A 24928-nucleotide genomic window follows, 5' to 3' on the forward strand; every position below is an offset into this window, starting at 1 on the left:
CCCAATCGGGTGCGCCCTTTTTATTTTTGGAAAATTAAAGCCAACACATGACGACTAAACTTCCCATTTATCAGGTAGATGCTTTCACCGATCAACTATTTGGAGGTAACCCCGCAGCGGTAGTACCTTTATCACAATGGATATCCGCTAGTGAAATGCAAAAAATCGCTGCTGAAAACAACGTGTCCGAAACAGCTTTCTTTATTCCACTAGGTGATCATTTTGAACTACGTTGGTTTACGCCAACCTTTGAAATAGACTTGTGTGGACATGCAACCTTGGCTACGGCCCATATTTTATTTACAGAACTAAATTACCCCAAAGATGAAATCCACTTTCACACCTTAAAAGCCGGAACCTTAACCGTTACCAGAAAGGGCAAGTTATATACCCTAGATTTTCCCGCTCGTCCTGTGGAGAAACATGAAGTTTCAGATGCGTTAATTAAAGCCCTGGGTGGGAAAAAACCAATTGACGTGTTTAGGGCTAGAGACATCATGTTGGTTTATGAAAGTGAGAAAGACGTTCAGAATTTACAGCCAGATTTTTCTGCCCTGGCAAAAATTGATCAAGATGGGGTGCTGGTAACCGCAAAAGGTGACCATTGCGATTTTGTATCACGATTTTTCATTCCTGCAGCGGGCATTAACGAAGACCCGGTAACAGGTTCAACCCATTGCAACCTGATCCCCTACTGGGCCGAGAAACTGGGCAAAACTCAACTGCACGCTTGTCAAATCTCTGAAAGAAAAGGAGAATTATGGTGCGAGCTAAAAGCTGACCGAGTGCTCATGAGCGGCAATGCGGTGACCTATCTTAAAGGCGAGATATATCTTTAAAAACACCTCAAGGCCGCTAAGAAAATTCAGCGGCCTTGAGGTGTACAAGCTTCCAAATTAAAAATCAGGGCGCTTAGGCTTGTTTTCAACAATGCCTTCAATTTCTGCCATCACATCTTCGGTCAATAATGGCAACACTTCCAGCACCTGAAGATTCTCCTGCAATTGCGACACTTTGGAAGCGCCTAAAATTACCGTACTCACATTTGGATTTTTCAGGCACCAGGCAATAGATAATTTTGCCAAAGAAACATCCATTTTATTGGCCAATTGCTGCAATTTGCTTGCTTTTTCCATTCTATCCGCGGCCAAGGTTCTGTCCTTTAGCCACTCTAGGCCGGCCATCCCCAACCTGGTTCCTTCTACCCCACTATTGGTGTATTTCCCAGATAAGATACCCGAAGCTAGCGGCGACCAAATGGTGGTTCCCAAACCATGGTTCTTAAACAGGTGCAGATATTCGTTTTCCACTTTGTTACGCTCAAATAAATTATACTGGGGCTGTTCCATGGTTGGCCCTATTAAGTTGTATTGCTTTGCAACGGCAACGGCTTCCATAATTTCGGCAGCGCTCCACTCCGAAGTTCCCCAATATAAGATTTTACCTTGTTGCAAAAGCGTGTTCATGGCCAAAACGGTTTCCTCAATAGGCGTATTCTTATCAGGACGATGACAGAAATATAGATCCAGATAATCTACCTGCAAACGCTTTAATGCTGCATTGCAAGCTTCTATAACATGTTTGCGGGACAAACCTACCTGGTTAGGCCCTTTGTTCTCTGTACCGAAAAAAACCTTGCTCGAAACCACAAACGATTCACGGTTCCAACCTTGTTTTTTTAGGATATTACCCATCACAATTTCCGATTTCCCTTCGGCGTAGCCTTCTGCATTGTCAAAAAAATTGACTCCTGCATCATAGGCAAGCCCCATCAGTTCATCAGCTACTTTATCACTAATTTGGTTGCCAAAAGTTAACCAGCTACCAAACGAAAGGGCGCTTACCTGCAACCCTGATTTTCCTAGTCTTCTATATTCCATGATATGAAAATTTGATTGGGCAATTTAGAAAGTTATTGGCAGAGGATAGTACCTTTTGGAATGATTTTACAAAAACAAAACTTTTTAAATAGATATTTATAACTTTAAGTTTCAAAGAAAATTTATGAAAAGATTATTATTGATTATACCCTTGGCGCTGCAATTGGGCTGTGGTTCGGTAAAGGAGGCAAAAACGGTAAACAGTCAGTTGTTAAAGGATGTTGAAATTTTATCCTCTGATGAATATGAGGGCCGCAAATCGGGTACCAAGGGCAGTGAGTTATCCAGGGCTTATCTTACCAAGCGCTTAAAGGAAATTGGCGTGGCACCGCTTCCTTCGATGGGATCTTATGAACAGAATTTCGAGATCAAAGGCCGAAACAGCATCACTAAGGGAATTAATCTGGTTTCCTACGTAAAAGGTAAAACAGATGAGGTGATTGTAATCTCGGCACACTATGATCATATTGGGATCATTAAAAATGAGGTTTACAACGGTGCCGATGATAACGCTTCCGGAGTTGCCGCATTATTGAGCTTTGCCAAGTATTTTAAGGAGCACCAGCCCAACTACACCCTTATTTTTGCGCTATTTGATGCCGAAGAAGCAGGTTTGCAAGGTGCAAAAGCATTTGTAGCTAATCCTCCGGTGGGCTTGGACAAGATTAAACTGAACATTAACATGGATATGATTAGCCATAACGATAAAGGCGAACTCTATGCCGCAGGAACTTTTAAATATCCCGAATTGAAAAAGTACTTAGTGACCAACAATCCAAATATCAAATTATTATTGGGACATGATGATCCTAAACTGGGCCATGATGATTGGACCAATCAAAGTGACCAAGGCGCATTTAACGCCAAAAACATCCCATTTATTTATTTTGGGGTAGAAGACCATCCTGACTACCATAAAGCTACCGACGAGTTTAAAAACATCAACAAAGAGTTTTATGTGAATGCCGTAAGCGTGATCCAAGAGGTTATTGTCAATATAGATAAGCAAAAAGCACTACAGATGGTATATCGAGAAAACTTAAAAATGAATAAGCAATAAAAAAATCCCAACCTCAAAAGGTTGGGATTTTTGCTAAAAGTCTATATCAACAATTGATTTAATTGGCACGTGAACGTTGTTTTTCAACTGTAGATATTTTTCGGTGACTGACCAAACCGTTGTACTCACCTTTTTTATACCATGCTTAGTATTAAAAGCGATGTAGGCTTTGGACTTGAATTCATTCCCCAGCCTTTGCGCATAGGAAAGCTTGGATAGCATCTCTTCAGATAATTGTACATCTGCAGGCAAAAATTCGGTCACGTCGATCTCTTCCTTTTCAATTAATTCCCCTATCATAAGTATTCAAATTTATGTGTAAACAAGCTTAATGATTTTTTGTAAGAAAGACAATTTTGCATCTTAATTTTTAAACAATATTTTGTAAAAATTTTGCATACAAAAAAGGCCGCTATTGCGGCCTTTCGTTTATTTTAACTGTATTTTATTTTTTCAGTTTAAATCTGTTTTCGATCATACCGTTAAATTTTCGGGTTAATTCCGGACTTATGACGTTGGATGATGATACTGTGTTAAACATCCTTACGCTGGACATTGTACCATTATGGTTGCTGGATTTGGCCGAACTAGCTAAAACACCAATTGCTTTGGCAAGATACGCATCATTTGGGTCCCCAAAATCGAACATTGCCGTGTTAGCAGGAACTTCAGACAGGTCATAGTCAGGACTCATCCCATCATAATAACCTCCCTGATTTAACGAATTTTTGCTCTCAAACAAAGAATAATAAACATCATATTTATTCTCTATAGTTATCGGGAAAAAACCAACGGGCTTTCCATAAGTCTTTTTTCCCACCAAAGTAACATTCACATGGGGCTTTAGGTTATTGATCAGCAACTCACTTGCCGAAGCCGTTCCTGCTGCAACGATGAATACCACATCTTTTACACCTGTTAATGGACCTCTTTTTGAAAAACTAACGGTATTAGCCGCAACAGAATAGTTTACATCGGCATAAGTATCTATTTTACCATCTCCATTTTGATCTTGAGTTTTATTATTCGCATCTAGCAAGGGCTGATTAGCCAAGATTTTGGCATTGCCCGCTTGCATAAGCGGATTAAAATGTTCGCTAAACATCACCCCGCTAACCGTAGAAGGTGCGATTAAATTTGTAAGATACTCTGCTGTAGACACATAACCACCACCATTATATCTCAGGTCGATAATCAAAGCCGTTACGCCTTCAGTTGCAAAGTTCTGGAATATAGGATCAAATCTCGTGTCAGAAGGAGGTGTTGTACGTGTGCCGGGGTTAGTTAGTTTTGCAAACCTGGCATAAGATATGTAACCAATCTTTTTACCATCCGCATTAATCACACGCGATTTATAAATTGGACTACTACTATAAACTGTCTTAGTCAAATTAGCAGTAAAAGTAGTACCATCAGCTCCTTTTACGCCCTCTAAGCTAACAGAATTTTCAAGTGCATTAAGTATTGCCGACCCTTTGGCATCGGTATAATTGAGGCCATAAGACACTCCGTTAATTTTGGTCAATTTGTCACCTCTTACAAAGCCTGCCTGGGCTGCCGGAGAGCCCGGATATACCGCCCTCACATAAACGGTATAGTTTTGTACATTTCCATAAAAACCAACATCCAAACCTACGTCATTTCCATTACCTTCTAAATCAACAGATGATGTTGGAGCTATTACCGCTACAGGATTTTTATTTGCCTTATCGAAAATATAAGAAAACTTAGACCTGGTATCGCCATTATTCCACTCAAAAGGGATAGAATATTTAGTTATTTCAAAAAGTGCTTGCGCATAATTTTTAGCATCAGTTGACTGGTTTATATATTGCCTTGGATTAAAAGCCTCATAAGTTGGGAGTTTATCATTCCATAAATAAACTTGCTTTGCGTAAAGGAAGATAGAATCTAAAGTCAGTTGTGTCCTGGTTCCGGTAGCAGTTGTAGGCGGGGTAACCACGGGAGGTGTTGGTGTTGGGGTAACCTTGCTCTTTTTACAGCTTTCCAAAGCCAATAATGATACTACAGAGAGCATCAAGAAATATTTTTTGTTCATGTTTAATAATTAATAAGCACCCCTAATTAACGAAATATTTCTTACAATATTTCTGTTACAGAGAAACATTCTAAACCAAAACCAGCTAAACCACTTTTAAATTGGCTTTCAGAAACAAACATCACAACCACATCTTTTTCAACAACTTGTTCAATTAGCATCCCCTGTAAAGCATTATTTATCGAATGGCCATATTCTGCCGTAAAATATATCTTTAGGTATTCCTGCAATCCATGCCATTCTACCTGTTTGATTTTATTGATCGCTTCTGCCGGATTTCCCTCTGCCAAGAGGAAAATCTGGATACGATTGACCACCGCTTCCTGCAACAAGCACAGTACATTTTGGAATAATAGCAATTTTAAGGGCAGCCTGGCAGTTTCATGAAGTAGCTCAAAATTATGCCTGTATTTTTCTGGAATGGCAAACTGTTCAGCTGTTTTATCGAAAATATTTTCGCTGCCTTCAGCTGCATAGGTTTTGCTCATAAAATCAATCATGGCTTTTGAATCATGCTGCTCCGTGTAGGCCATAAATTCTGAAAACAAGTAATAAACCTGGAGCAAATAATCTTTTTTGGGGAATAAGGCATCATCCAACGTAAGGATGAGCGCTTTTTTATCGGTTAAATATTTTTCGAAAGACATGCTAAAAATGAAAAATGAAAAATAAAAAGTCAAAAGACCTATTGAGGATCAGCAACTGAAGTTAATGCAAAGTTCCCTGTTTCAGCATCAAAAGAATATGCGCCATTTAAGCCGCTGCCATTCTCTACTTGAATGGCCACAGAAGTATAAATCAATTTGCCTTCCGCAAAAACACACCAATCTTTAAATTTAGTTGAACTCAATTGAGGATTTTCGGGCAACAAAACCTTTAATCCAAATTCTTCAAACAAAATGATTGATTTTGAAACAGCGCTGATCTCTGCTTCATACAACGGCAACAAAACATCGACACTATAATCCAAGCACTTAGTCAGTAAGTTATGCGCTAAAACTTCAACATTCCATGGTCCCAAGCTGGCAAAATCATAAGCATTAACTTTGATAGAGGGCACGTCGCCATAATCGCCTAAAATTATTGATGCATCCCCGAAAGCCTTTGTCAGTTTTAAAGAGGTAGCCGTTTTACCCCCGGTTATTAGAATCTTCAATTTTGAATGATTTTTATTTTGAATGAGTGAATTTTGTTTAGCAAAGCGATGATAAACAACCTATTAAACGATTAAACCATCTTTCATGGTCACTACCCTATCGCTAATTTGTGCCAGATCAGCATTGTGTGTTACAATTACGAAGGTTTGTTTAAAGTTGTCGCGGAGGCTGATGAAAAGTTGATGCAGGGCATCTGCGTTAGCTGAATCCAAGTTCCCGGAAGGTTCATCAGCAAGTACAATGGAGGGTTGGTTAATCAAAGCCCGCGCTACCGAAACCCTTTGTTGTTCGCCACCGGAAAGTTCTGCTGGTTTATGATAGGCTCTCTCTTTAAGATCAAACAAATCCAAAAGCTCCATTGCTCTTTTTTCTGCTTCTCTTTTACTCTTTTTTGCAATAAACGCCGGAATACAAATATTCTCCAAAGCATTAAACTCTGGCAGCAGGTGGTGGAACTGGAATACAAATCCGATATTAAGATTTCTGAACACGCTCAACATCCCGCCCGACAACTTACTGATAGCGGTTCCTTTTAGGCTAACCTCACCTTCATCAGGCTGATCAAGTGTGCCAAGAATATGCAACAGCGTGCTTTTTCCGGCACCAGAAGCTCCGATGATACTTACAATCTCACCTTGTGCCACTTCAAAATCTACTCCTTTAAGGATCTGGAGGTTTCCGTATGCTTTTTTTATCCCTTTGGCTTGCAACATAAGGCAAATGTACTGATTTACCACAAAAGCAAGCATAAATAAGTAGTGTTGGCCATGAAACCGCCAAAAAAAATTCCACAAAAATTTGCAAATCAAAAATCCATCATTAACTTTGAAACACAAAGCACTTTAAAATGAATCAAAAAGAGCAGTTAGATACGCTGAATGATATTAGAAATATCATGAACCGTTCTTCAAAGTTTATCTCCTTAAGCGGATTATCTGGTATTTTTGCCGGAATAACGGCGCTTGTAGGAGCCTATTTTGCGCATCAAGCTTTAAAGAGATACGTTGCTGGCAATTATGGCTATGGCATGGATGCCGATTCTGACATTGAAATCGAATTACTGAAAATTGGTGTATTGGTACTTGTTACAGCAGTTTTGGGAGGTGTTTTTTTTACCTACAGGCAAAGCAGAAAGAAAAAGCTCCCTATTTGGGACAATACCAGCAAAAATTTGCTCATCAATTTATTGATCCCACTTCTTACCGGTGGTGCTTTTGTAATAGCGCTTTTGCTTAACCATAGCAATGCTGTTGGCTTGGTTGCCCCCAGCACTTTAGTTTTTTACGGCTTGGCACTCATTAATGCCAGTAAATATACTTATTCAGACATTCGCTTTCTGGGCATCTGCGAAGTTATATTAGGTGTTATTGCCATGTTCAATATCGGATTGGGCTTATATTTTTGGGCTGTTGGCTTTGGTGTACTGCATATTTTGTATGGCAGCGTCATGTATTTCAAATATGAGCGAGGTGAGAAGTAAAAAGTTTTTAGGCAAATGTTTGCGCAAAAGCACCGCCAAACAGTTAGGGCCAAACAACTAAAAAACCACAATAAAATGAAAAATCCGATAGGCGCACTAAATAAAATTTTCGATAGCAGGATAAGGCTAGGCGTAATGTCGGTGCTTATGGTGAATGATCGTGTGAGCTTTAACGACCTCAAACAGTTGCTGGAGCTTACCGATGGCAACCTTGCTTCGCACTTAAATACCTTGGAGCAGGCGGAATTTATCAAGATGCACAAGGCATTCATCGGTCGAAAAACAAATACCACCTATAACGCTACCGAACTAGGGAAACAAACTTTCAAAGCTCATTTAGACGGCTTGGAAAAAATGATCAAAGGCATTTAATTTTTTTTAAACTTAAACTTTGAAAAACAAAGTACTTTAAATAAAAACCATAAAAATCATGAAAACAGAAACAAATTTAAAAACAAACGTTAAACAAAGACTGGCCATAATGTTTGCCACTGTAGGGTTAATTTTGGCCATTCCGCTGGTAGCCATGCAATTTACCAACCAGGTAGACTGGAAACTATTCGATTTTGTAGTGATGGGTGCATTGCTCAGTATCACCGGACTTGCCATTGAACTGGTGACACGTAAGGTCAGATCTGCCAATTGGAGAATCATCATCACGCTGGTAATACTCCTAATTCTCTTCTTAGTATGGGCTGAATTGGCGGTAGGCATTTTCGGGACACCTTTTGCTGGGAGCTAATGCCAGCAAGATCTTTTTTTGAATTTAAACTTTGAAATACAAAGTACTTTAAATAACTAAAGGACATGAATAATGAATTGATCATTGTTACCACGGCTAAACAATGTGCCAGAATATCGTTACTTGCTGGCACCAGCATTTTCTTACTATTTGCCATGAGTGGTGTTGGAGAAATTATGATTTTGGGCGCTTTCTTTATTGCATTGGCTGTTTTTACTAACGGGTTGGTCTTGTTCGCCTTATTACTTCACCTCATTAACCATCGTGCTGCTTGGAGAAAAATCCTTTTAGCGGCACTTCTCATGCTCAGCAATATTCCCATAGCCATATTATTTGCTTGGCTATCTATCCAGATCTCTGAATTAAACCATATCAAATTATGAAACCACAAATTGATTATCGACTAATCCTTGCCGCTATTGGTGGATTGATTTTCAATCTGCTTTTTTGGAACGAAACCATTGGCTGCAATTTCGCCATATTCTCCGTGCTAGTAATGATCGCGACCTTTACAGACCGCGAGATCCCCTATCACAAAAATCAGCTGATTACCGCCATAGGTCATTTAGCCATTGCTTTTTATCTAATCTACAACAATTCAGTGCTGGCCATTATTACCTGGTTTATTACCATGCTGGTTTATTTGGGAAATACACATTTTGAATTGCTAAAATCTAAGGGAACAGCACTTTTACTGGGCATGCTCCAAGTAATCAGCGGGCCCTACGGTATTATCAAAAAGTTACCAGGCACCAAGCTTGGGAAAGTGGATATCAAACCCATCATCAGACCTGCGAAGTACATTGTGTTACCCTTCGTGATATTGGCCGTTTTCTGCTTTCTGTACAGCATAGCCAACCCCATTTTTGCAAAGTACACCAATGCCATTGCCCATAGCATCAGAGATTTTTTCACTAACATATTCAGTTTCTTTTTCATCGATATTAGTGTTGAAAAGCTACTGTTCATTTTATTTGGATGTTGTGTTTCTGGCGGAGTTATCATAGGCTTACGTAGCAAAATATTGGCTGAAGCTGAATTGGCTCAAACCGATGAACTTACGCGTAAACGCAGAGACTTAAAAAAACCTTCCTTTGGCTACGAATTCCGCACCTTATTGGCAGGCAGCTTGATCAAGCGAAAAATGGCTTTAAAGACCGAAAACATCATCGGCATCATTTCTTTTGCTGGTTTAAATGTGTTGTTATTCCTGCTAAATGGTATCGATATTGCCACCTTATGGTTCAACAAAGCTATTGAAACCGGTAAAAACTATTCTGCGGAGCTCCATGATGGCACCTACACCTTAATTTTCAGCATAGTGATCGCCATGCTCATCATTGTTTTCTTTTTCAGTGGGAACCTTAATTTCTACCGAAAAAACAAATGGATTAAGCTATTGGCCTACATCTGGATGGCACAAAATGTGTTTTTGGTTGCTTCTGTTTTCCATAGAGATTACGATTACATTTTTAACCACGGCCTCACCTATAAACGTATTGGCGTGCTGGTTTTTGCCACGCTCAGCTTAATTGGTCTCATTACCGTGAATATCAAGGTAGCCAAACATAAAACTACTTTTTACCTCTACCGTGTAAACTCAAAAATATGGTACGTGCTTTTAATCTTGTTAAGTTTTGTAAACTGGGATGTATGGATGGTAAACTACAATATTAAGCAAATGGATAAAATTGGCGTAGATACCGCGCATCTGATGAGCTTTTCTGACAAAACCCTGCCCCTGCTTAAGAAAAATCGAGAGAAAATAACCAAACATATCACTTACCAAAGCGGCTATGAGGTAGAAGGTGCCAATGCAGCTGTAGCTATTCCCAACACCACTGCCGTGGCGGATAGTTTGGCAGCGGTAAAGCCGCTAAGTGATTTAGAACGCAAAGCGTTGACAACCAAAACCGCCCAAGACAATTTCAATCGCCATCTTGACAACAGAATAAACTGGCTTTTAAAAAAACAACCTATCGGCTCATGGTTATCCTTTAGCTATTTAGAATGGGAAACAGCGAAAATCTTGAAACAGGAACCTTAAAAAGCTAAACCAAAAAATGAAAGGTAACTTTGAAATTCAAGTAGGTTGATAGGTACTTTTTTATTCTTCGCCTATTGCATCAGCTCAAAGTTAATGCAGCACCTTTGTTAACTAAACCCGATGGCGTGGAAATCCTTTTTGTTTTGATCTGTCGTCCTTCTCCCGAAATTTCGGGAGAAGGATCTGTTGATTATCGCATACAAGAAGAAGATTCCCCCTTCCTCGGAATAACAGGAGTACCTAACAAAAAGATTGGAACAAAAGCGGGGCTAAAACTGCCAAGGAACACTGCCTGAGGTTTTCAAAAAACCCAATAGAAACATCATTAAGGGGATCAATCATTTAACAATTCATCTATTTAACCGTTAGCAGAACTCAACATTGCGATTTCTTTACATTTAAATCAATTTTCCTGTTGGCATAAAGCATTTGAAATTGTAGATTTGGGCAAATTTTTAATCAAATGAATATCCACGAATATCAAGGTAAACAAATTCTAAAGAGTTTTGGCGTTGCTATACAAGAAGGCATTGTTGCTGATACAGTTGACCAAGCTGTTGAGGCCGCTAAACAAATGAAAACTGACTTTAACTCTGACTGGGTTGTGATTAAAGCGCAAATCCACGCTGGAGGTAGAGGAAAAGGAGGCGGCGTTAAGTTGGCCAAAAATTTGGATGAAGTAAAGCAAAGAGCTACCGATATTTTGGGAATGCAATTGGTTACGCCACAAACTGGTGCCGAAGGTAAAAGAGTAAACAAAGTGTTAGTAGCACAAGACGTTTACTACCCAGGCCCATCGGAAACTAAAGAGTTCTACATGAGCGTACTTTTAGACCGTGCTGCTGGCCGTAACATTATCATGTACAGTACCGAAGGCGGTATGGACATCGAAGAAGTTGCTGAACACACTCCTCACTTGATTTTCAAAGAACAAATTGACCCTAAAGTTGGCCTACAAGGTTTCCAAGCTCGTAAAATTGCTTTCAACTTAGGCTTAAGCGGTGCTGCACATAAAGAAATGGTAAAATTTGTGGCGGCTTTGTACAAAGCTTACGACGCTACCGACTCGTCAATGTTCGAAATTAACCCGGTATTAAAAACCAGCGACGATAAAATCATAGCTGTTGATGCTAAAGTTGATTTAGACGAAAACGCATTATATCGTCACCCAGATTATGCAGCAATGCGTGACAAACTGGAAGAAGATCCAACAGACGTTGAAGCGAGCGAAAGCAATCTTAACTACGTAAAACTTGACGGTAACGTGGGCTGTATGGTTAACGGTGCCGGTTTGGCTATGGCTACCATGGACATCATTAAACTTGCTGGTGGTGAGCCTGCTAACTTCCTGGATGTTGGTGGTACTGCTAACGCAACTACCGTTAAAGCTGGTTTTAACATCATCTTAAAAGACCCTAACGTAAAAGCAATCTTGATTAACATTTTTGGTGGCATTGTACGTTGCGACAGGGTTGCCCAAGGTGTAATTGATGCCTACAAGGAAATTGGCGACATCAGAGTTCCAATCATTGTTCGTTTACAAGGAACCAACGCTGAAGAAGCTAAAAAACTGATCGATGAGTCGGGCTTAAAAGTTTACTCTGCCATTTTGTTAAAAGAGGCCGCAGATTTAGTAACTAAGGTACTGGCTTAAAAGCCAGTAAAACACATACAAAAAGACCAGTCGTTCATCGAACTGGTCTTTTTTATTTTACACACATGCCTTTATTTTTTTCAGAAAAGCAATTGCAGCAGCACTTCGGCCAACAAAGCCCCGCTTTACGCTGCAATCTTTTCGTAAGTCCCCTCACCCAAACCTCGTAGGTTTCCCCTACCTTACAAAAAGGATTTCCACTTCAATCGGGTTTAGCCAATCAAAACCATTGCACAAAATTTACAGCCCCTATATACGCTAAGCAACGGAAGATTGACAAGTTTTATGTAGCTTTAATGGTAAAAAAAAATTGGGGCAAAAAATGAGAAACAACCTACCGCTTTTCATGATGGCACTTTTCTTTCTTAGCTGCAAGAACGAAAAGTCAGTTAGCGGAAAATGGAAATACCAACAGGGGCACCACCTGGGCGACTGGTTAGATATCGAAAAAAATGTCAGCATTAGCAACAACACCATTTACCAAAAAGACTCGGCAATTGCCAAATTTTCAAAAATAGAGTCTGGATATTTCGGCAACCCTACCAAGCTGCACATTGCAGACTTAAAAACCAACAAAATTGGCATATACATCGCTAAATAATGGACAAATACCAAGAAACTTTCGAAACCTGGAACAAAATTGCAAAGATTTACGAAGACAAGTTCATGGATATGGATTTGTACAACGAAAGCTATGATTTCATTTGCAAAAACATCAATACAGAAAACGCCAGCCTATTAGAAATTGGCTGTGGCCCCGGCAACATTACCAAATACCTGCTAAACAAAAGACCTGATTTTAAAATCCTAGGCATTGATGTAGCCCCAAAAATGATTGAACTGGCACGAAAAAACAATCCCACTGCAAAGTTCGAGGTAATGGATGCCAGAGCAATCGGCCAAATCAATGGCAGTTTTGATGGCGTCATTGCAGGTTTTTACCTGCCCTACCTATCCGTAGCCGAATGTAATGAGTTCATTAGCAATGCAAGCAAACTACTAAGGGCTAAGGGCCTCATCTATTTGAGCTTTGTAGAAGGCGAGCCCGAAGCCTCTGAGTTTAAAACCAATCACGAAGGCGACAGGGTTTACTTCCAATACCATGAATTAGCGGAAGTGGAAACGCAGTTACAAGCCAATGGATTTGGAGACATTCAAGTTTCCAAAGTGGCTTTTAAAAAGCCAGATATACACACGATTGTAATTGCAAGAAAAATTAAATACGATTAGATTTTACTCCATTTCGTTATACGCCAATAGAAATGGCTTGGGAACGGATAGAGAAATAATAATGCAAAAAAACAAAAGCCAATCAAAATGACTGGCTTTTTATAGGTTGTTTAGGTTTAGTTTAAAATCTTTTTGTCATTTCATTTGTTTTATGAAAAAGCTCTGGCCATCCAACCAGAGCTTTAATCAAACCAAATATAAATGTACTTTTTTGTATGAACACAACAAATATAAGGTATAATTTTCATTTTCAAAACAAATTTTTAAGTTTTTTAATATTTTTTTAACTAAAAAAATAAAAAACACGCAAAACACACAAAAAAATTGATCAAAAAAACAATCAAATACAAAACAAATAACTATTTAAATCAAAAAAAGACATAAAAAACCATAAATAACAATCAAAAAAACACTAATTCATTAAAAAAATAAACAAAAACCTATAAAAAACTATAAAAAAATAAAAACACCATAAAAATCACTAAAAATTATTTGCAGTATATTAGCAGATACAAACCAGTGAGATTTCGGGGGGTAATTAAAATACCATGAAAAAGAATAACGATGAAACCTTGAGCAGCCTTGATTTATATGATATTATAGGCCCCCTCAATAACCTAATTGCCAAAAGCATAAACGTAAGTACGGGGCAAATCCTACTGAATAGTGGCGACAGCCTTTCTGTTATTTACCAAAAGCAGATCAAAAGTTTCGAACCTGATCAAGCACCCGCCATATACCACGAAAGCTTAAGCTCATCGAAAACCATTATCCGCAACAACATCACCTTAGAAGGCTCCGAAACCCTCAAATTCTATTGTAGCACGCCCATCCTTTCAAAAAAAGGAGATACCTTGGGGGCAATCATTGCTATCGATAGCCGAAAAGACGATCTCAATGCAACAGAAATTGCCTTGTTTGAAAACATTGCCCAAATAGCAGCTCCTATTTTAGAAAAACACTTCGAAACTCAAAAAATCAAAAAGGTTTTTACAGATTTTCTCCACAAAACGGTACACGATCTCAAAAATCCTTTTACATCTATTGCCCTTACCGCCGAATTGTTAAAAAGAAAAGCTGATGACAGCAAAACGGTAAACACGCTAGCCCAGCGCATCGAGAAAGCTAACGATAGGATTTTCAATAACCTGGAAAGGTTAAAATCAGCTTTCCCCATCCACAATAGCTCATTCAAACTGAATGTACAGGAAATCATTTTATCACAATTATTGGCACAGGTTAAACAGGATTTTACAGAAGGAAATGCCATGGTAAAAAACGAAAAAGAAATAGCAATTTACGGCGACCCACACAGGCTCAGAGCAGCTTTCACCCATCTCTTACAACACCTGTCAAAATTATCAGGCATCAACAATATTCATTTCACCTTAACCGAAAAAGAAACCCATACCGAAATCGCCATCACCAATTATCCTAACGAAAATTTTGAGCTATCGACCAACGAACCACAAAGCAATGCGCTATCCATCGCCAAAACACTAATTGAAATGCACAGGGGAAAAATCAGCACGGCACAAAACCCTCAAACTGGCAGCTATTGCTTTTATATTTCTTTGCCTTTAACCACACCATAAAGATTAAAAGAAACCACAAAAGTACTGCCCTTTTCCTCATTGGCTTCATACCAGATTTTACCATCCTGCAATTCGGTAAACTCCTTACAGAGCAAAAGCCCCAGTCCTACCCCTTTTTCATTATTGGTACCAAAGGTAGAATGCGCCCTCAACTTAAATAAATTATCTTGGTCTTGCGGGCTCACCCCCAAACCATTATCCTTCACTTTCACGAAGCAATTTTCGTGGTTAACTTCCATTAAAACCTTTACGCTACCTCCCTCTGGGGTAAATTTAATGGCATTATTGACCAAATTGCGCACAACAATTAAAAACATGTTCAAATCGGCGGCAACTACCACACCCTCCTTCAAGGCCAATTCAAATGCTATGTTCTTTTTGCCGGCAATACTTTTTTCCAAGTTTAGGCCCTTGGCAAGTTCACGGGCTACATCTACGGCAATAATATCTACCCTGGCCCCGTCCAATTGCGACTTTGACCAGGCCAATACATTAGAGAGCATTTCTGAGGTATCTTTGGTCACCTGCAACAAGCGCTGTTTGATTTTATAATTTTCTTCTTCGGTCATATCTGTTTCGGCCAACACCTCCAAATAACCCAATATAGAACTTAAAGGAGACCGTATATCATGGGCTACAATGGAAAACATTTTTGATTTTTCGGAATTGAGCTTCTCTAGCTCAATATTTTGCGAAACTATCCTCGCATTTTGCTCTTCAATTTCCGCTTTTTTTTGGATACCAATATTCCGCTCTTTATCGTAGTTATTGCGGATAAAGGCAATGCTCAAGCAGATCAACAAAGCCGCCACGGCATAAGTTACTCCAAAATCAACCGTTTTTGCCAGATTATCTACATAAACATTGGGAATGGCTCCCGGATTGAGGTATTCAAAAATCAGCACGCCGAAAACAGTTATCATATTTAACGCCACCCAGCCCAAAAGCTCTTTTTTTGGAACTACCACAATAGTTACCAACAAAATCAAGCAAAAAAGAACCATGTTAGGCCCATAAATACCCGAATTAAAAAAGTAATTGAGCAAAAAAGTAAAATTGGCCACAATGCCCAAGCTTCTTATGGCCAACTTAGTTTTACGTTGAATACGAGAAAGATAGTAAAGTCCAGCAGAGAACAGCGTTCCGAACAAACAGATCAGGGCAACAACCTTTAATTCAATATAATAGTTAAAGAAAATTTCCAAGAAAAGTGCCACAACAGCGATAACACAAAAAGTATTAAAAATTCTTTCTTCGAGTGAAAACTTCTTTGGGTTACCTATGATATAATCAGCACTGAACCAGGAACGTATATTTGCCACCGTTTATTGAAAATAAGACCAAAAACAAACATAACCATATTCATTGAAAGATAGGTAAAGTTGCTTTAAAAATTAACAAGCAATATATCTAAAATTAAAGCGTAAATGCTTATTTTTGCAGCTTTTACAATAAAAAATCAATATGATTAGGAGACAACAAATTAAGGAACTATTAAAATCTACAGATTTTAACACTGAGGTAACGGTTATGGGCTGGGTAAAAACCTTCCGTAATAATCAGTTTATTGCGTTAAACGACGGATCATGCATGGGCAATATCCAAGTAGTAGTTGATTTTAATAATACCGATGATAATTTGTTGAAAAGGATTACCACGGGTGCAGCCATTAAAGCCACTGGGGTTTTGGTTGAATCGTTGGGCAAAGGCCAATCGGTTGAAATTAAGGCTACAGCTGTTGAAATTTTAGGCGACAGCGACCCGGAGAAATTCCCATTGCAACCTAAAAAACACAGCTTAGAATTTTTGCGGGAAATTGCGCACCTGCGTTTCAGAACCAACACTTTTAATGCGGTTTTCAAAGTCCGCCATGCTTTGGCTTTCGCCATTCACCAGTTTTACAACGAGCGTGGTTTTGTATATATGCACACCCCTGTAATTACGGCCAGCGATGCCGAAGGAGCCGGTGAGATGTTTAGGGTAACTACTTTGGATTTTGATAACACCCCGCGTACTGAAGATGGTGCGGTAGATTTTAAAGAAGATTTCTTCGGAAAATCCACCAATTTAACTGTTTCCGGACAGCTTGAAGGTGAGTTAGCGGCCATGGCTTTTGGCCACATTTACACTTTTGGGCCTACCTTTAGAGCCGAAAACTCGAACACAACACGTCACTTGGCTGAGTTTTGGATGATTGAACCAGAAGTTGCGTTTGCAGACCTGGAAAACAACATGCAATTGGCCGAGGATATGATGAAATATGTGATCAGCTATGCTAAAGAAAACTGCAAAGAGGAACTAGAATTTTTGAACACCCGATTAGCCGAAGAAGAAAAACAAAAACCTCAAAACGAGCGCAGCGAGTTTTCTTTATTGGAGAAATTAGATTTTTGTTTGGCCAATGATTTCCAACGCTTAACTTATACCGAGGCCATTGATATTTTAAGGGCATCGAAACCTAACCAGAAAAAACAGTTTAAATATTTGATTGAGGGCTGGGGCGCCGATTTACAAAGTGAACACGAGCGTTATTTGGTAGAAAAACACTTTAAACGTCCGGTAATTTTAACGGACTATCCTAAGGACATTAAATCGTTTTACATGCGTTTAAATGACGACAATAAAACGGTAGCAGCAATGGACATCTTGTTTCCTGGTATCGGCGAAATGATTGGAGGTTCGCAGCGTGAGGAACGTTTAGAGGTATTGAAACAACGTATGGACGAAATGGGTGTACCGCAGGAGGAACTTTGGTGGTATTTAGACACCCGCCGTTTTGGATCTGCCCCGCACGCTGGTTTTGGCTTAGGTTTTGAACGTTTAGTGCTATTCGTAACAGGCATGACTAATATTCGCGACGTCATTGCTTTCCCTCGTTTCCCTAAAAGCGCTGAATTTTAACAAGGAGGAACAAGGAGCAAAGACTATAACAAAGGCCGCTTAAAATTTAAGCGGCCTTTCTGTTATGTAGACTTAGCAAGTTTTGAAATGGCGAAGCCCTCAACTTTAAGAAACAACATATACTAACATCAAGGTAATGGGAAACAAGACAATCCGGGGTTTTGTTGTTTATTATTTGGAGAATATTTCTGCTAGCTTGCTATTCAATTCCTTGCCCCGCAAATCTTTCCCAATAATTCTCCCCGAAGGGTCCAATAAGAAGCTTGAAGGAATAGACTTAATCCCATAAGCTTTTGCCGCTTCATTATCCCAGCCTTTTAAATCTGAAACCTGCGTCCAAACAAGGTTATCCTGTTTTATTGCATCAACCCATCTTGCACGTTCTCCAGGCTGATCTAATGACACCCCTAGAATTTCAAACCCTTTAGCATTAAACTTTTTATAAGCAGACACCAAATTAGGGTTTTCTTCCCTACATGGCCCACACCAACTTGCCCAAAAATCCACCAGCACATATTTACCTTTAAAACTAGACAACTTAACAGGTTTACCTGCAGGAGTATTTTGTTCAAAATCTATAGCAACTGCCCCTATCTTGGTATGAAGATTTGAAGCCATAGACAATAAAATCCCCTTCCCTACAGGACTTTCCTTAAGTGCCATTGGCAATTCCGCATAAATAGTTTTAATTTCACTTGAAAACTCTGGTACGGCAGCTACATGTGCCAAACTATTTAGCCCTACAAATAAGCCCACGTTTTTCTTAGCGAAAGCTAAATGTAATCGATTAGCATTCTGTGTATTTTCATTTTCTCTACCGATAAAACCAGCCAGTATCAAAGAGTCCTTTTGTTTTTCTATTGGCAAGGCTTCGTATTCTTTCCTTAAATTTGCATACTGATTATCGACTGGCTTCAACATCAATTTCAAATCTTTAAAGCCAGCATTTTCGGAAGACCCGCTAATGATTGCGTTTTTTATAGAATCAGAAATTGCCATTTTAATTTGAGCAGGCTCAAGATAGAACATTAAGTAATCTATTTGCTCTCCTTTGTTCAGCTTAACCACGTAAGGGTTTTTATGCAAAAACATCCTAGATATCACTGGATATTTCAATGAGCCTTCAAATTTAAATTTACCACTTTGCACCAATGTAGAGTCCGTAATCCTGCGATCGCCTTCAGTATAAACCAAATACACTTTACTTCCATCTTTTAATTGGCTCTCAGTCGTTGTAATCGAGTAAGGCGTTTGGGAAAATATGGAGACTGGAAACAATATTAGAAAATATGTAAACAAATTCTTTTTATAGCTTCATTTTAATCGTGATAAGGGTTAGCCGTTTGGTAATCTACTTCAGTTACTTTATAATCCGTAGGCAAGAAAGTAGCGGAAGTACTTAAAGTCATCCCCAGCTCAAAGCGAGACGGATATGGGGTTTTCAACAAAGAACCTTCTGGAATATAGGGATAGGTTTCCCTGTAGTTTTGGATCACATTGGGAGTTACCCTTCTATTGATATATGCTCTGGTCAATTGGCCTGGTTCACGCAAACCCGCAGCACCTAAAAGCTCCACCGCACTGGCTACCGTTAAATTATGAAAATTTTTAACCCTTACCTTTTTATCTTCTACCACTAAACCTTTCATTAAACTTGGATCTTGCGTAGCTACGCCAGTTGGACAGGTGTTGCTATTACATTCTAATGCTTGGATACAGCCTAGAGCAAACATCATTCCGCGGGCGGCATTACACATATCCGCTCCCAGTGCGATATTTTTAACAATATCAAAACCAGTAGATACTTTACCAGAAGCAATAATTTTGATGTGCTTTTTCAAATCGAAACCTACCAACACATCATAAACAAAAGCTACGGCATCACGCAAAGGCATCCCTACCGAGTTCGAAAACTCTTGCGGCGCTGCTCCCGTCCCACCTTCTCCCCCATCTACCGTAATAAAATCAGGGTAAATACCTGTCTCTACCATTGCTTTACAAATGGCGAAGAACTCACTTCTGCGGCCAATACATAATTTAAAACCTACCGGCTTTCCACCTGACAAGTCTCTTAGCTTCTTGATAAAAGCCATCAGTTCTAGAGGGGTAGAAAATGCGGAGTGCCCAGGAGGCGACAAAACATCCTGTCCTTCGGGCACTAAACGTATACGGGCAACTTCGGCAGTTACCTTTTTCCCGGGCAGCATCCCGCCGTGGCCAGGCTTGGCACCCTGAGATAGCTTGATTTCGATCATCTTTACTTGTTCCTCATGCGCCCGCTCTCCAAAAGCCTCGTCATTAAAGGTTCCATCAAGGTTCCTGCAACCAAAATAACCCGTACCAATTTGCCAAATGAGGTCTCCTCCCATCTGACGGTGATAGTCACTGATACCACCCTCGCCGGTATTATGCGCAAAACCGCCCAATTTGGCACCGCCGTTTAGGGCCAAAACAGCATTTTGGCTCAACGAGCCAAAGCTCATGGCCGAGATATTATAGATACTGGCAGAATAGGGCTGTTTGCATTCAGGCCCGCCTACCAACACCCTCGGATGTAGGTTCAGGTCGTGATGGCTAATAGCCATAATGCTATGGCTCAGCCATTCGTAGCCATTATCGTAAACGTTTAACTGTGTTCCAAAAGGAATGGTATCCAGTTCTTTTTTTGCTCTTTGGTAGATTAACGAACGGTTTAATCGGTTATAAGGCGTGCCATTGGTATCACTTTCTACAAAGTACTGGTAAACTTTAGGCCGCATGTTTTCCATGAAATACCTTAACCTGCCAAAAACAGGGTAGTTACGCACAATACTGTGCTTGGGCTGTATCATATCGTAAGCGCCTAACAGAACAAATGGACCAGTGAACAGAAAAGTCCACCATAAAAAAGGCTGGTACATCCCTAACATTACCGTAAATGCTACCAAAAAAGCAGCAATTGCTACAAATGCTTTTCTCATCTCAAATCATTTAATGTTCGTTTTTTGCTAATGTAGCAATATAAAATCCGATACTAAAACAAGTACGCCATCAATTTGTTATTTTTACGCATGCTCATTAAAATATATCCTGAAAATCCCAATCCCAAGGCCATCGAACAAGCAGTAGAGGTTTTAAAGAAAGGTGGCCTGATCATTTACCCAACCGATACGGTGTATGGTTTGGGCTGTGATATCACCAATCATCGGGCAATCGAAAAAATAGGCAAGATAAGAGGTATTAAGCCCGAGAAAGCCAATTTCTCGTTCATCTGTTCTGATTTGAGACACATCTCGGACTATATCAAACCCATAGACACCACAGTTTTCAGGGTACTTAAGAAAGCACTCCCGGGGCCATTTACCTTTATTTTCAATGCCAACAACAATGTACCCAAACTCCTGAGCTCCAACAAAAAAACGGTGGGTATACGTGTGCCCGACAACAATATTGCCCGCCAAATTGTGGCAGCATTGGGAAATCCCATTATTTCTACCTCTATTAAGGATGATGATGAGGTAATCGAATATTCAACCGATCCGGAACTTATCCACGAAAAATACGAAAACACGGTTGATCTGGTCATTGACGGGGGCTATGGTGATAACGAAGCCTCAACCGTAGTAGACTGCACCAGTGGTGATTTTGAGGTGATTAGGGAGGGCAAAGGAAACATTGAAGATTACTTATAAACGCCTAGCAACTTTCCAGCCTGTCATGAGGCATTTAATAACAACCTAGGGTTGTTAAATATTTGTTATCCTTTCTATCTTAATATCTGATTAACACCACCGTAACAAGTGCCGGATAGCTTTGTTGCGTCCAAAATAGTTTGGATAGCAAAACTTGTTATATGAAAAAAATTTTACGCAAAATCATTGTCTTAGTGATGTTGGTTTTTCCTGTTTTCGCCTTTGCGCAAAAAACCTACCTCTTACAGGAAACATTTGCTGGAATTACCTCTGGCGACAACACGACGTCTACCGGCGCCAATAGCACCTGGTCGGGAAACACCAATTTCCCTATCGTAGACAGAGCCTACCAAGCCGGAGGGATGGTTAAATTGGGCACCAGCAGTGCCACAGGTTCCATTACCAGTAAAACATTAAACCTGAGTGCTAATGGGGGCAACTTTAAAGTCGATTTTAAAGTAAAGGGTTGGACTGCTGTAGAAGGTTCCATTAAAGTTACGGTAACCGGAATTGCTGCCCCACAAACCGTTAGTTATACCGCTGTAATGGGCAGCAGTAACACCGAAACCAAAGCACTATCGTTTACCGGAGGTACTAACAATGCTACCATCAAGATAGAGACTACTGCCAAAAGAGCCTATATCGATGAAATTGAAGTGTACTACGAAACGCCAAGCAATGCGCCTTCGATTACTGGAGGCCCATTGTTGTTTGGCAACCAAAACATTAATGTTGTTTCTGCCGAACGCACCCTATCCCTAAACTATACCAACTTAGATGGTAGCGATGTTATCTTAACCACCACAGCACCATATGCTATTTCGACAAGCAGCGGCGGTACTTTCGTAAATACCGTTACGCTTGCGGGAGCCAGTTTAACCGGCAGTAGTAAAAATGTGTTTGTAAAATTTCATCCAACAGCCACAGGCGCAAACAATGGCACTATCAATATTACAGGCGGTGGCTTGGCAGGTGCAGCAAGTGTAGCTCTAAGCGGCACGGGTGTTGATCCTAACACAACGTCTTTTGATTTCGAAACCTGTACTCCTTCTGGAAGTACTACCCTTCCTGCCGGCTTCACCCACCAGAGCATTACTGGCACCCAAACCTGGGCCTGTACCTCTTTTGGCAGGGATGCTTCAGATCCCACAGGCAAAGCCAGCAGCGGTAATGCCGTGCAAATTAATGGCGGCTCTGCTTCTTCGAGTACCGAAAACGAAGACTGGTTAATTTCTCCGGTATTTGATCTTTCGGCAATGGCGTATCCAATGCTATCTTTCTGGAGCAGAACTGCATTTGCCGGCAACACCTTGCAGCTCAAAATATCCACCAATTATACAGGAACCGGCAATCCCAATGCTGCCACCTGGACCAATATCGATGGTAAATTCCCTGTAGCGCAATCAGATACCTGGACCAAATCAGACAATATTGATTTGAGCAACTATAAAACCAGCACCGTTTATATCGCTTTTGTATATACTTCGCCAAATGCAACCCCCTCCAACGGATCTCGTTGGACTTTGGATGATTTCTCTATCCGCAATTCCTCCACCCCAGCTCCAGTGGAACTTAGTCTGCCGGTATCGTCGCTAAACTTTGGTTACCAAGCAGCTGGCAGCACTTCGGCCGTGCGTTCGTTTACGTTTTCGGCCAGCGGCCTTACCAATGATGTTACCATAACCGCTCCTGCCAACTTTAGCATTGCTAAAACCAGCGGCGGCGCTTTCAATACCTCTGCTACTTATACCTTAGCCGAAGCCAATAATGCTTCATCAACTGTTTTTGTGAAATTTGCCCCCTCCACTGCCAACACCAATTACGCGCAACAATTGAGCATTGCCACTGCCGGTACGACAACGCAAACCTTAAACCTTTCAGGCAATACTTTTGACACCAACAACACTTTAGAAGTAGTCAACTGGAACATTGAGTGGTTTGGCGCCAGCGGAAATGGCCCTAGCAACAAAACACAGCAAGCAGCCAACGTTAAAACCATATTTGGCAACCTAAATGCCGATATTTATGGCCTATCGGAAGTGGTGGACACTGCTTTATTCAGAAACAGTTCGCTGCCTGTTGGCTACAACGTAATTTTTAGTGATTTTGGTTCGTATGCCGACGACAAAAACCACTCGGGTTATGCCCAGGCACAAAAACTAGCCTTCATGTACCGTACTGATATTATTAAACCGGTACGCTGGTTTGGGGTACTCAGAGATACCTACTATCCAAGCAACCTTTCGAATAACGGCACTGGATCACCTTACAAAAACTGGTCATCGGGCCGTTTCCCATTTGCCATGGAAGCAAAAGTATTGGTTAATGGCCAGGAAGAAACCGTTTATTTTATAGAGATACACGCCAAGGCCAACACCGGTGATGCAGCCGCCCAAAACGATTCGTACGATAGAAGAAAAAGTGGCGCCCTACAACTCAAACAATATATTGATGCCAATTTAGCAGGTAAAAAAGTAATCATTTTAGGAGATTTTAATGATGTGCTTAATCCGGATAAAACCATTGCCCCTAAACCTGCTGGTACGGGAACTTCGTACAGTGATTTCACTTCAGATCAAACCAATTACTTTCCGGTAACGCTACCTTTAAGTTTAGCTGGAAAAAGATCAACCGCAGGTTATGCTACGGTAATCGACAATGTGATCATCAACAAAAGCCTAAACAACAATTACTTAAGCAACTCGGCCGAGGTATTGGACCAGGTTACCGCTTTAGTAAATAGCTACAGCAGCACTACTACAGACCACTACCCTATTCAAACCAGATATTTCTTCAACGGAACACTGAGCGTAAACTGGGGCTATTTTGTACCTAGTATTAACGGCCATGTGGTTACGCTTAAATGGGAAACCAAATCGGAAACCGATAATAGCCATTTTGTAGTGGAACGTTCATTGGATGGCAAAATTTTCGCTGAAGTGGCCGAGCAGCAAAGTAAGGGCGCACAGGGTGGCATTTATCAAGATATTGACCAAAATCCGGTTCAAGGCTTAAATTACTACAGGATTAAGCAAGTAGATCGTGATGGCCAATACAGCTGGTCGGAAGTAAAATCAGTAAGGTTTTTAGGCGGCAACCAAACTGCTTTCTTGGTTTATCCCAATCCGGTAAAAAACAATATCAGCTTAAACTATTCTAGCAACAGCAATCAACTACAATTATTGGTGAGCGGTATTGATGGGCAAGCTAAGTTACGTACTACCGGCCATATACTTGATTTAAACAATCAACTTAACCAAAAAGTTAAAAACTTGGCTAAGGGCGTTTACATTGTCCAAATTACGGATGGCGGAACAACCTACCAAAGCAAGTTTGTAAAAGAATAAGGCCAACCACCATATACAATCCTGAAGGGGTGCCTTTTTGGCACCCTTTTTTGGTGATCTTTAAAATAAGACGTCCTAAGCACATGTGGTACAACAACTTTGCAA

23 protein-coding genes are annotated in these 24928 nt (G+C 40.2%); 14 read left to right on the forward strand and 9 right to left on the reverse strand.

Going from position 1 to position 24928, the window contains the following annotated elements:
- The first annotated feature begins 47 nt into the window (after window positions 1-47).
- On the forward strand, window positions 48-839 hold the full coding sequence (locus DUT71_RS09340; protein ID WP_113662273.1) for a PhzF family phenazine biosynthesis protein: 792 nt from the start codon (window positions 48-50) through the stop codon (window positions 837-839).
- A gap of 57 nt (window positions 840-896) precedes the next feature.
- Here the strand turns inward: DUT71_RS09340 and DUT71_RS09345 are convergent, their stop codons facing one another.
- Window positions 897-1880 carry a potassium channel beta subunit family protein gene (locus DUT71_RS09345; RefSeq protein WP_113662274.1) on the reverse strand — a complete coding sequence of 328 codons (984 nt, stop codon included), beginning with the start codon at window positions 1878-1880 and terminating at the stop codon, window positions 897-899.
- Between the two features lie 124 nt (window positions 1881-2004).
- Between DUT71_RS09345 and DUT71_RS09350 the strand changes: the two genes are divergently transcribed.
- Complete coding sequence (locus tag DUT71_RS09350; protein ID WP_113662275.1) at window positions 2005-2940, forward strand: M20/M25/M40 family metallo-hydrolase; 936 nt, start codon at window positions 2005-2007, stop codon at window positions 2938-2940.
- Between the two features lie 33 nt (window positions 2941-2973).
- Here DUT71_RS09350 and DUT71_RS09355 read toward each other — a convergent pair whose 3' ends face one another.
- The 5 genes from DUT71_RS09355 to DUT71_RS09375 form a co-directional block, all read right to left on the reverse strand.
- Complete coding sequence (locus DUT71_RS09355) at window positions 2974-3240, reverse strand: hypothetical protein (RefSeq protein WP_113662276.1); 267 nt, start codon at window positions 3238-3240, stop codon at window positions 2974-2976.
- Between the two features lie 145 nt (window positions 3241-3385).
- Window positions 3386-4999, reverse strand: coding sequence for a S41 family peptidase (locus DUT71_RS09360; RefSeq protein ID WP_113662277.1), 1614 nt, complete (start codon window positions 4997-4999; stop codon window positions 3386-3388).
- A gap of 41 nt (window positions 5000-5040) precedes the next feature.
- Window positions 5041-5646 (reverse strand): haloacid dehalogenase, encoded by a 606-nt coding sequence (locus DUT71_RS09365; protein WP_205313898.1) that lies wholly within the window; start codon window positions 5644-5646, stop codon window positions 5041-5043.
- Window positions 5647-5684: 38 nt separating this feature from the next.
- Window positions 5685-6155 (reverse strand): ATP-grasp domain-containing protein, encoded by a 471-nt coding sequence (locus DUT71_RS09370; RefSeq protein ID WP_113662278.1) that lies wholly within the window; start codon window positions 6153-6155, stop codon window positions 5685-5687.
- 63 nt (window positions 6156-6218) lie between these two features.
- Window positions 6219-6869, reverse strand: a complete 651-nt coding sequence (locus DUT71_RS09375; protein WP_113662416.1) for an ABC transporter ATP-binding protein — start codon at window positions 6867-6869, stop codon at window positions 6219-6221.
- Between the two features lie 134 nt (window positions 6870-7003).
- On the opposite strand from DUT71_RS09375, the gene DUT71_RS09380 reads away from it, so the two are divergent.
- From DUT71_RS09380 to DUT71_RS09425, 9 genes are all read left to right on the forward strand, one after another.
- Entirely contained in the window at window positions 7004-7636 is a 633-nt protein-coding gene (locus DUT71_RS09380) for a hypothetical protein (protein WP_113662279.1), read from the forward strand.
- Window positions 7637-7711: 75 nt separating this feature from the next.
- Window positions 7712-8008, forward strand: a complete 297-nt coding sequence (locus DUT71_RS09385) for a winged helix-turn-helix domain-containing protein (RefSeq protein ID WP_113662417.1) — start codon at window positions 7712-7714, stop codon at window positions 8006-8008.
- Between the two features lie 58 nt (window positions 8009-8066).
- Window positions 8067-8378, forward strand: coding sequence for a hypothetical protein (locus DUT71_RS09390; protein ID WP_113662280.1), 312 nt, complete (start codon window positions 8067-8069; stop codon window positions 8376-8378).
- 65 nt (window positions 8379-8443) lie between these two features.
- Window positions 8444-8761, forward strand: a complete 318-nt coding sequence (locus DUT71_RS09395) for a hypothetical protein (RefSeq protein WP_113662281.1) — start codon at window positions 8444-8446, stop codon at window positions 8759-8761.
- The gene (locus DUT71_RS09400; protein WP_113662282.1) at window positions 8758-10425 is read left to right on the forward strand and encodes a DUF4153 domain-containing protein; all 1668 of its coding nucleotides are present in this window, start codon (window positions 8758-8760) and stop codon (window positions 10423-10425) included. The genes DUT71_RS09395 and DUT71_RS09400 overlap by 4 nt, the downstream gene beginning before the upstream one ends.
- 463 nt (window positions 10426-10888) lie before the next feature.
- The gene (sucC, locus tag DUT71_RS09410) at window positions 10889-12079 is read left to right on the forward strand and encodes an ADP-forming succinate--CoA ligase subunit beta (protein ID WP_113662284.1); all 1191 of its coding nucleotides are present in this window, start codon (window positions 10889-10891) and stop codon (window positions 12077-12079) included.
- Between the two features lie 322 nt (window positions 12080-12401).
- Window positions 12402-12680, forward strand: coding sequence for a hypothetical protein (locus tag DUT71_RS09415; protein WP_113662285.1), 279 nt, complete (start codon window positions 12402-12404; stop codon window positions 12678-12680).
- On the forward strand, window positions 12680-13309 hold the full coding sequence (locus DUT71_RS09420; RefSeq protein WP_113662286.1) for a class I SAM-dependent DNA methyltransferase: 630 nt from the start codon (window positions 12680-12682) through the stop codon (window positions 13307-13309). The genes DUT71_RS09415 and DUT71_RS09420 overlap by 1 nt, the downstream gene beginning before the upstream one ends.
- A 548-nt stretch (window positions 13310-13857) precedes the next feature.
- Window positions 13858-14904 carry a sensor histidine kinase gene (locus DUT71_RS09425; protein WP_113662287.1) on the forward strand — a complete coding sequence of 349 codons (1047 nt, stop codon included), beginning with the start codon at window positions 13858-13860 and terminating at the stop codon, window positions 14902-14904.
- Here the strand turns inward: DUT71_RS09425 and DUT71_RS09430 are convergent.
- On the reverse strand, window positions 14874-16226 hold the full coding sequence (locus tag DUT71_RS09430; RefSeq protein ID WP_113662288.1) for a sensor histidine kinase: 1353 nt from the start codon (window positions 16224-16226) through the stop codon (window positions 14874-14876). The two genes, DUT71_RS09425 and DUT71_RS09430, sit on opposite strands and share 31 nt — an antisense overlap.
- Before the next feature lie 142 nt (window positions 16227-16368).
- Between DUT71_RS09430 and asnS the strand changes: the two genes are divergently transcribed.
- Window positions 16369-17805 (forward strand): asparagine--tRNA ligase, encoded by a 1437-nt coding sequence (gene asnS / locus DUT71_RS09435; protein WP_113662289.1) that lies wholly within the window; start codon window positions 16369-16371, stop codon window positions 17803-17805.
- A 171-nt stretch (window positions 17806-17976) separates the two neighbouring features.
- Here the strand turns inward: asnS and DUT71_RS09440 are convergent, their stop codons facing one another.
- Complete coding sequence (locus tag DUT71_RS09440) at window positions 17977-19083, reverse strand: TlpA disulfide reductase family protein (protein WP_205313899.1); 1107 nt, start codon at window positions 19081-19083, stop codon at window positions 17977-17979.
- A gap of 41 nt (window positions 19084-19124) precedes the next feature.
- Window positions 19125-20765 (reverse strand): FMN-binding glutamate synthase family protein, encoded by a 1641-nt coding sequence (locus DUT71_RS09445; protein ID WP_113662291.1) that lies wholly within the window; start codon window positions 20763-20765, stop codon window positions 19125-19127.
- Window positions 20766-20855: 90 nt separating this feature from the next.
- Here DUT71_RS09445 and DUT71_RS09450 point away from each other — a divergent pair, with 90 nt between their 5' ends.
- On the forward strand, window positions 20856-21476 hold the full coding sequence (locus DUT71_RS09450) for an L-threonylcarbamoyladenylate synthase (protein WP_113662292.1): 621 nt from the start codon (window positions 20856-20858) through the stop codon (window positions 21474-21476).
- A gap of 161 nt (window positions 21477-21637) precedes the next feature.
- Entirely contained in the window at window positions 21638-24823 is a 3186-nt protein-coding gene (locus DUT71_RS09455) for a T9SS-dependent choice-of-anchor J family protein (protein WP_113662293.1), read from the forward strand.
- Window positions 24824-24928: the final 105 nt, after the last annotated feature.

The organism is Pedobacter nanyangensis, assembly GCF_003313505.1.
Taxonomy (GTDB): domain Bacteria; phylum Bacteroidota; class Bacteroidia; order Sphingobacteriales; family Sphingobacteriaceae; genus Pedobacter; species Pedobacter nanyangensis.

What these genes read in the sequence shown, in the direction of transcription:
- DUT71_RS09340 (WP_113662273.1), top strand. Translation starts at nt 48, where the DNA reads ATGACGACTAAACTTCCCATTTATCAGGTAGATGCTTTCACCGATCAA.
- DUT71_RS09345 (WP_113662274.1), bottom strand. Translation starts at nt 1,880, where the DNA reads ATGGAATATAGAAGACTAGGAAAATCAGGGTTGCAGGTAAGCGCCCTT.
- DUT71_RS09350 (WP_113662275.1), top strand. Translation starts at nt 2,005, where the DNA reads ATGAAAAGATTATTATTGATTATACCCTTGGCGCTGCAATTGGGCTGT.
- DUT71_RS09355 (WP_113662276.1), bottom strand. Translation starts at nt 3,240, where the DNA reads ATGATAGGGGAATTAATTGAAAAGGAAGAGATCGACGTGACCGAATTT.
- DUT71_RS09360 (WP_113662277.1), bottom strand. Translation starts at nt 4,999, where the DNA reads ATGAACAAAAAATATTTCTTGATGCTCTCTGTAGTATCATTATTGGCT.
- DUT71_RS09365 (WP_205313898.1), bottom strand. Translation starts at nt 5,646, where the DNA reads ATGTCTTTCGAAAAATATTTAACCGATAAAAAAGCGCTCATCCTTACG.
- DUT71_RS09375 (WP_113662416.1), bottom strand. Translation starts at nt 6,869, where the DNA reads ATGTTGCAAGCCAAAGGGATAAAAAAAGCATACGGAAACCTCCAGATC.
- DUT71_RS09380 (WP_113662279.1), top strand. Translation starts at nt 7,004, where the DNA reads ATGAATCAAAAAGAGCAGTTAGATACGCTGAATGATATTAGAAATATC.
- DUT71_RS09385 (WP_113662417.1), top strand. Translation starts at nt 7,712, where the DNA reads ATGAAAAATCCGATAGGCGCACTAAATAAAATTTTCGATAGCAGGATA.
- DUT71_RS09390 (WP_113662280.1), top strand. Translation starts at nt 8,067, where the DNA reads ATGAAAACAGAAACAAATTTAAAAACAAACGTTAAACAAAGACTGGCC.
- DUT71_RS09395 (WP_113662281.1), top strand. Translation starts at nt 8,444, where the DNA reads ATGAATAATGAATTGATCATTGTTACCACGGCTAAACAATGTGCCAGA.
- DUT71_RS09400 (WP_113662282.1), top strand. Translation starts at nt 8,758, where the DNA reads ATGAAACCACAAATTGATTATCGACTAATCCTTGCCGCTATTGGTGGA.
- sucC (WP_113662284.1), top strand. Translation starts at nt 10,889, where the DNA reads ATGAATATCCACGAATATCAAGGTAAACAAATTCTAAAGAGTTTTGGC.
- DUT71_RS09415 (WP_113662285.1), top strand. Translation starts at nt 12,402, where the DNA reads ATGAGAAACAACCTACCGCTTTTCATGATGGCACTTTTCTTTCTTAGC.
- DUT71_RS09420 (WP_113662286.1), top strand. Translation starts at nt 12,680, where the DNA reads ATGGACAAATACCAAGAAACTTTCGAAACCTGGAACAAAATTGCAAAG.
- DUT71_RS09425 (WP_113662287.1), top strand. Translation starts at nt 13,858, where the DNA reads ATGAAAAAGAATAACGATGAAACCTTGAGCAGCCTTGATTTATATGAT.
- asnS (WP_113662289.1), top strand. Translation starts at nt 16,369, where the DNA reads ATGATTAGGAGACAACAAATTAAGGAACTATTAAAATCTACAGATTTT.
- DUT71_RS09445 (WP_113662291.1), bottom strand. Translation starts at nt 20,765, where the DNA reads ATGAGAAAAGCATTTGTAGCAATTGCTGCTTTTTTGGTAGCATTTACG.
- DUT71_RS09450 (WP_113662292.1), top strand. Translation starts at nt 20,856, where the DNA reads ATGCTCATTAAAATATATCCTGAAAATCCCAATCCCAAGGCCATCGAA.
- DUT71_RS09455 (WP_113662293.1), top strand. Translation starts at nt 21,638, where the DNA reads ATGAAAAAAATTTTACGCAAAATCATTGTCTTAGTGATGTTGGTTTTT.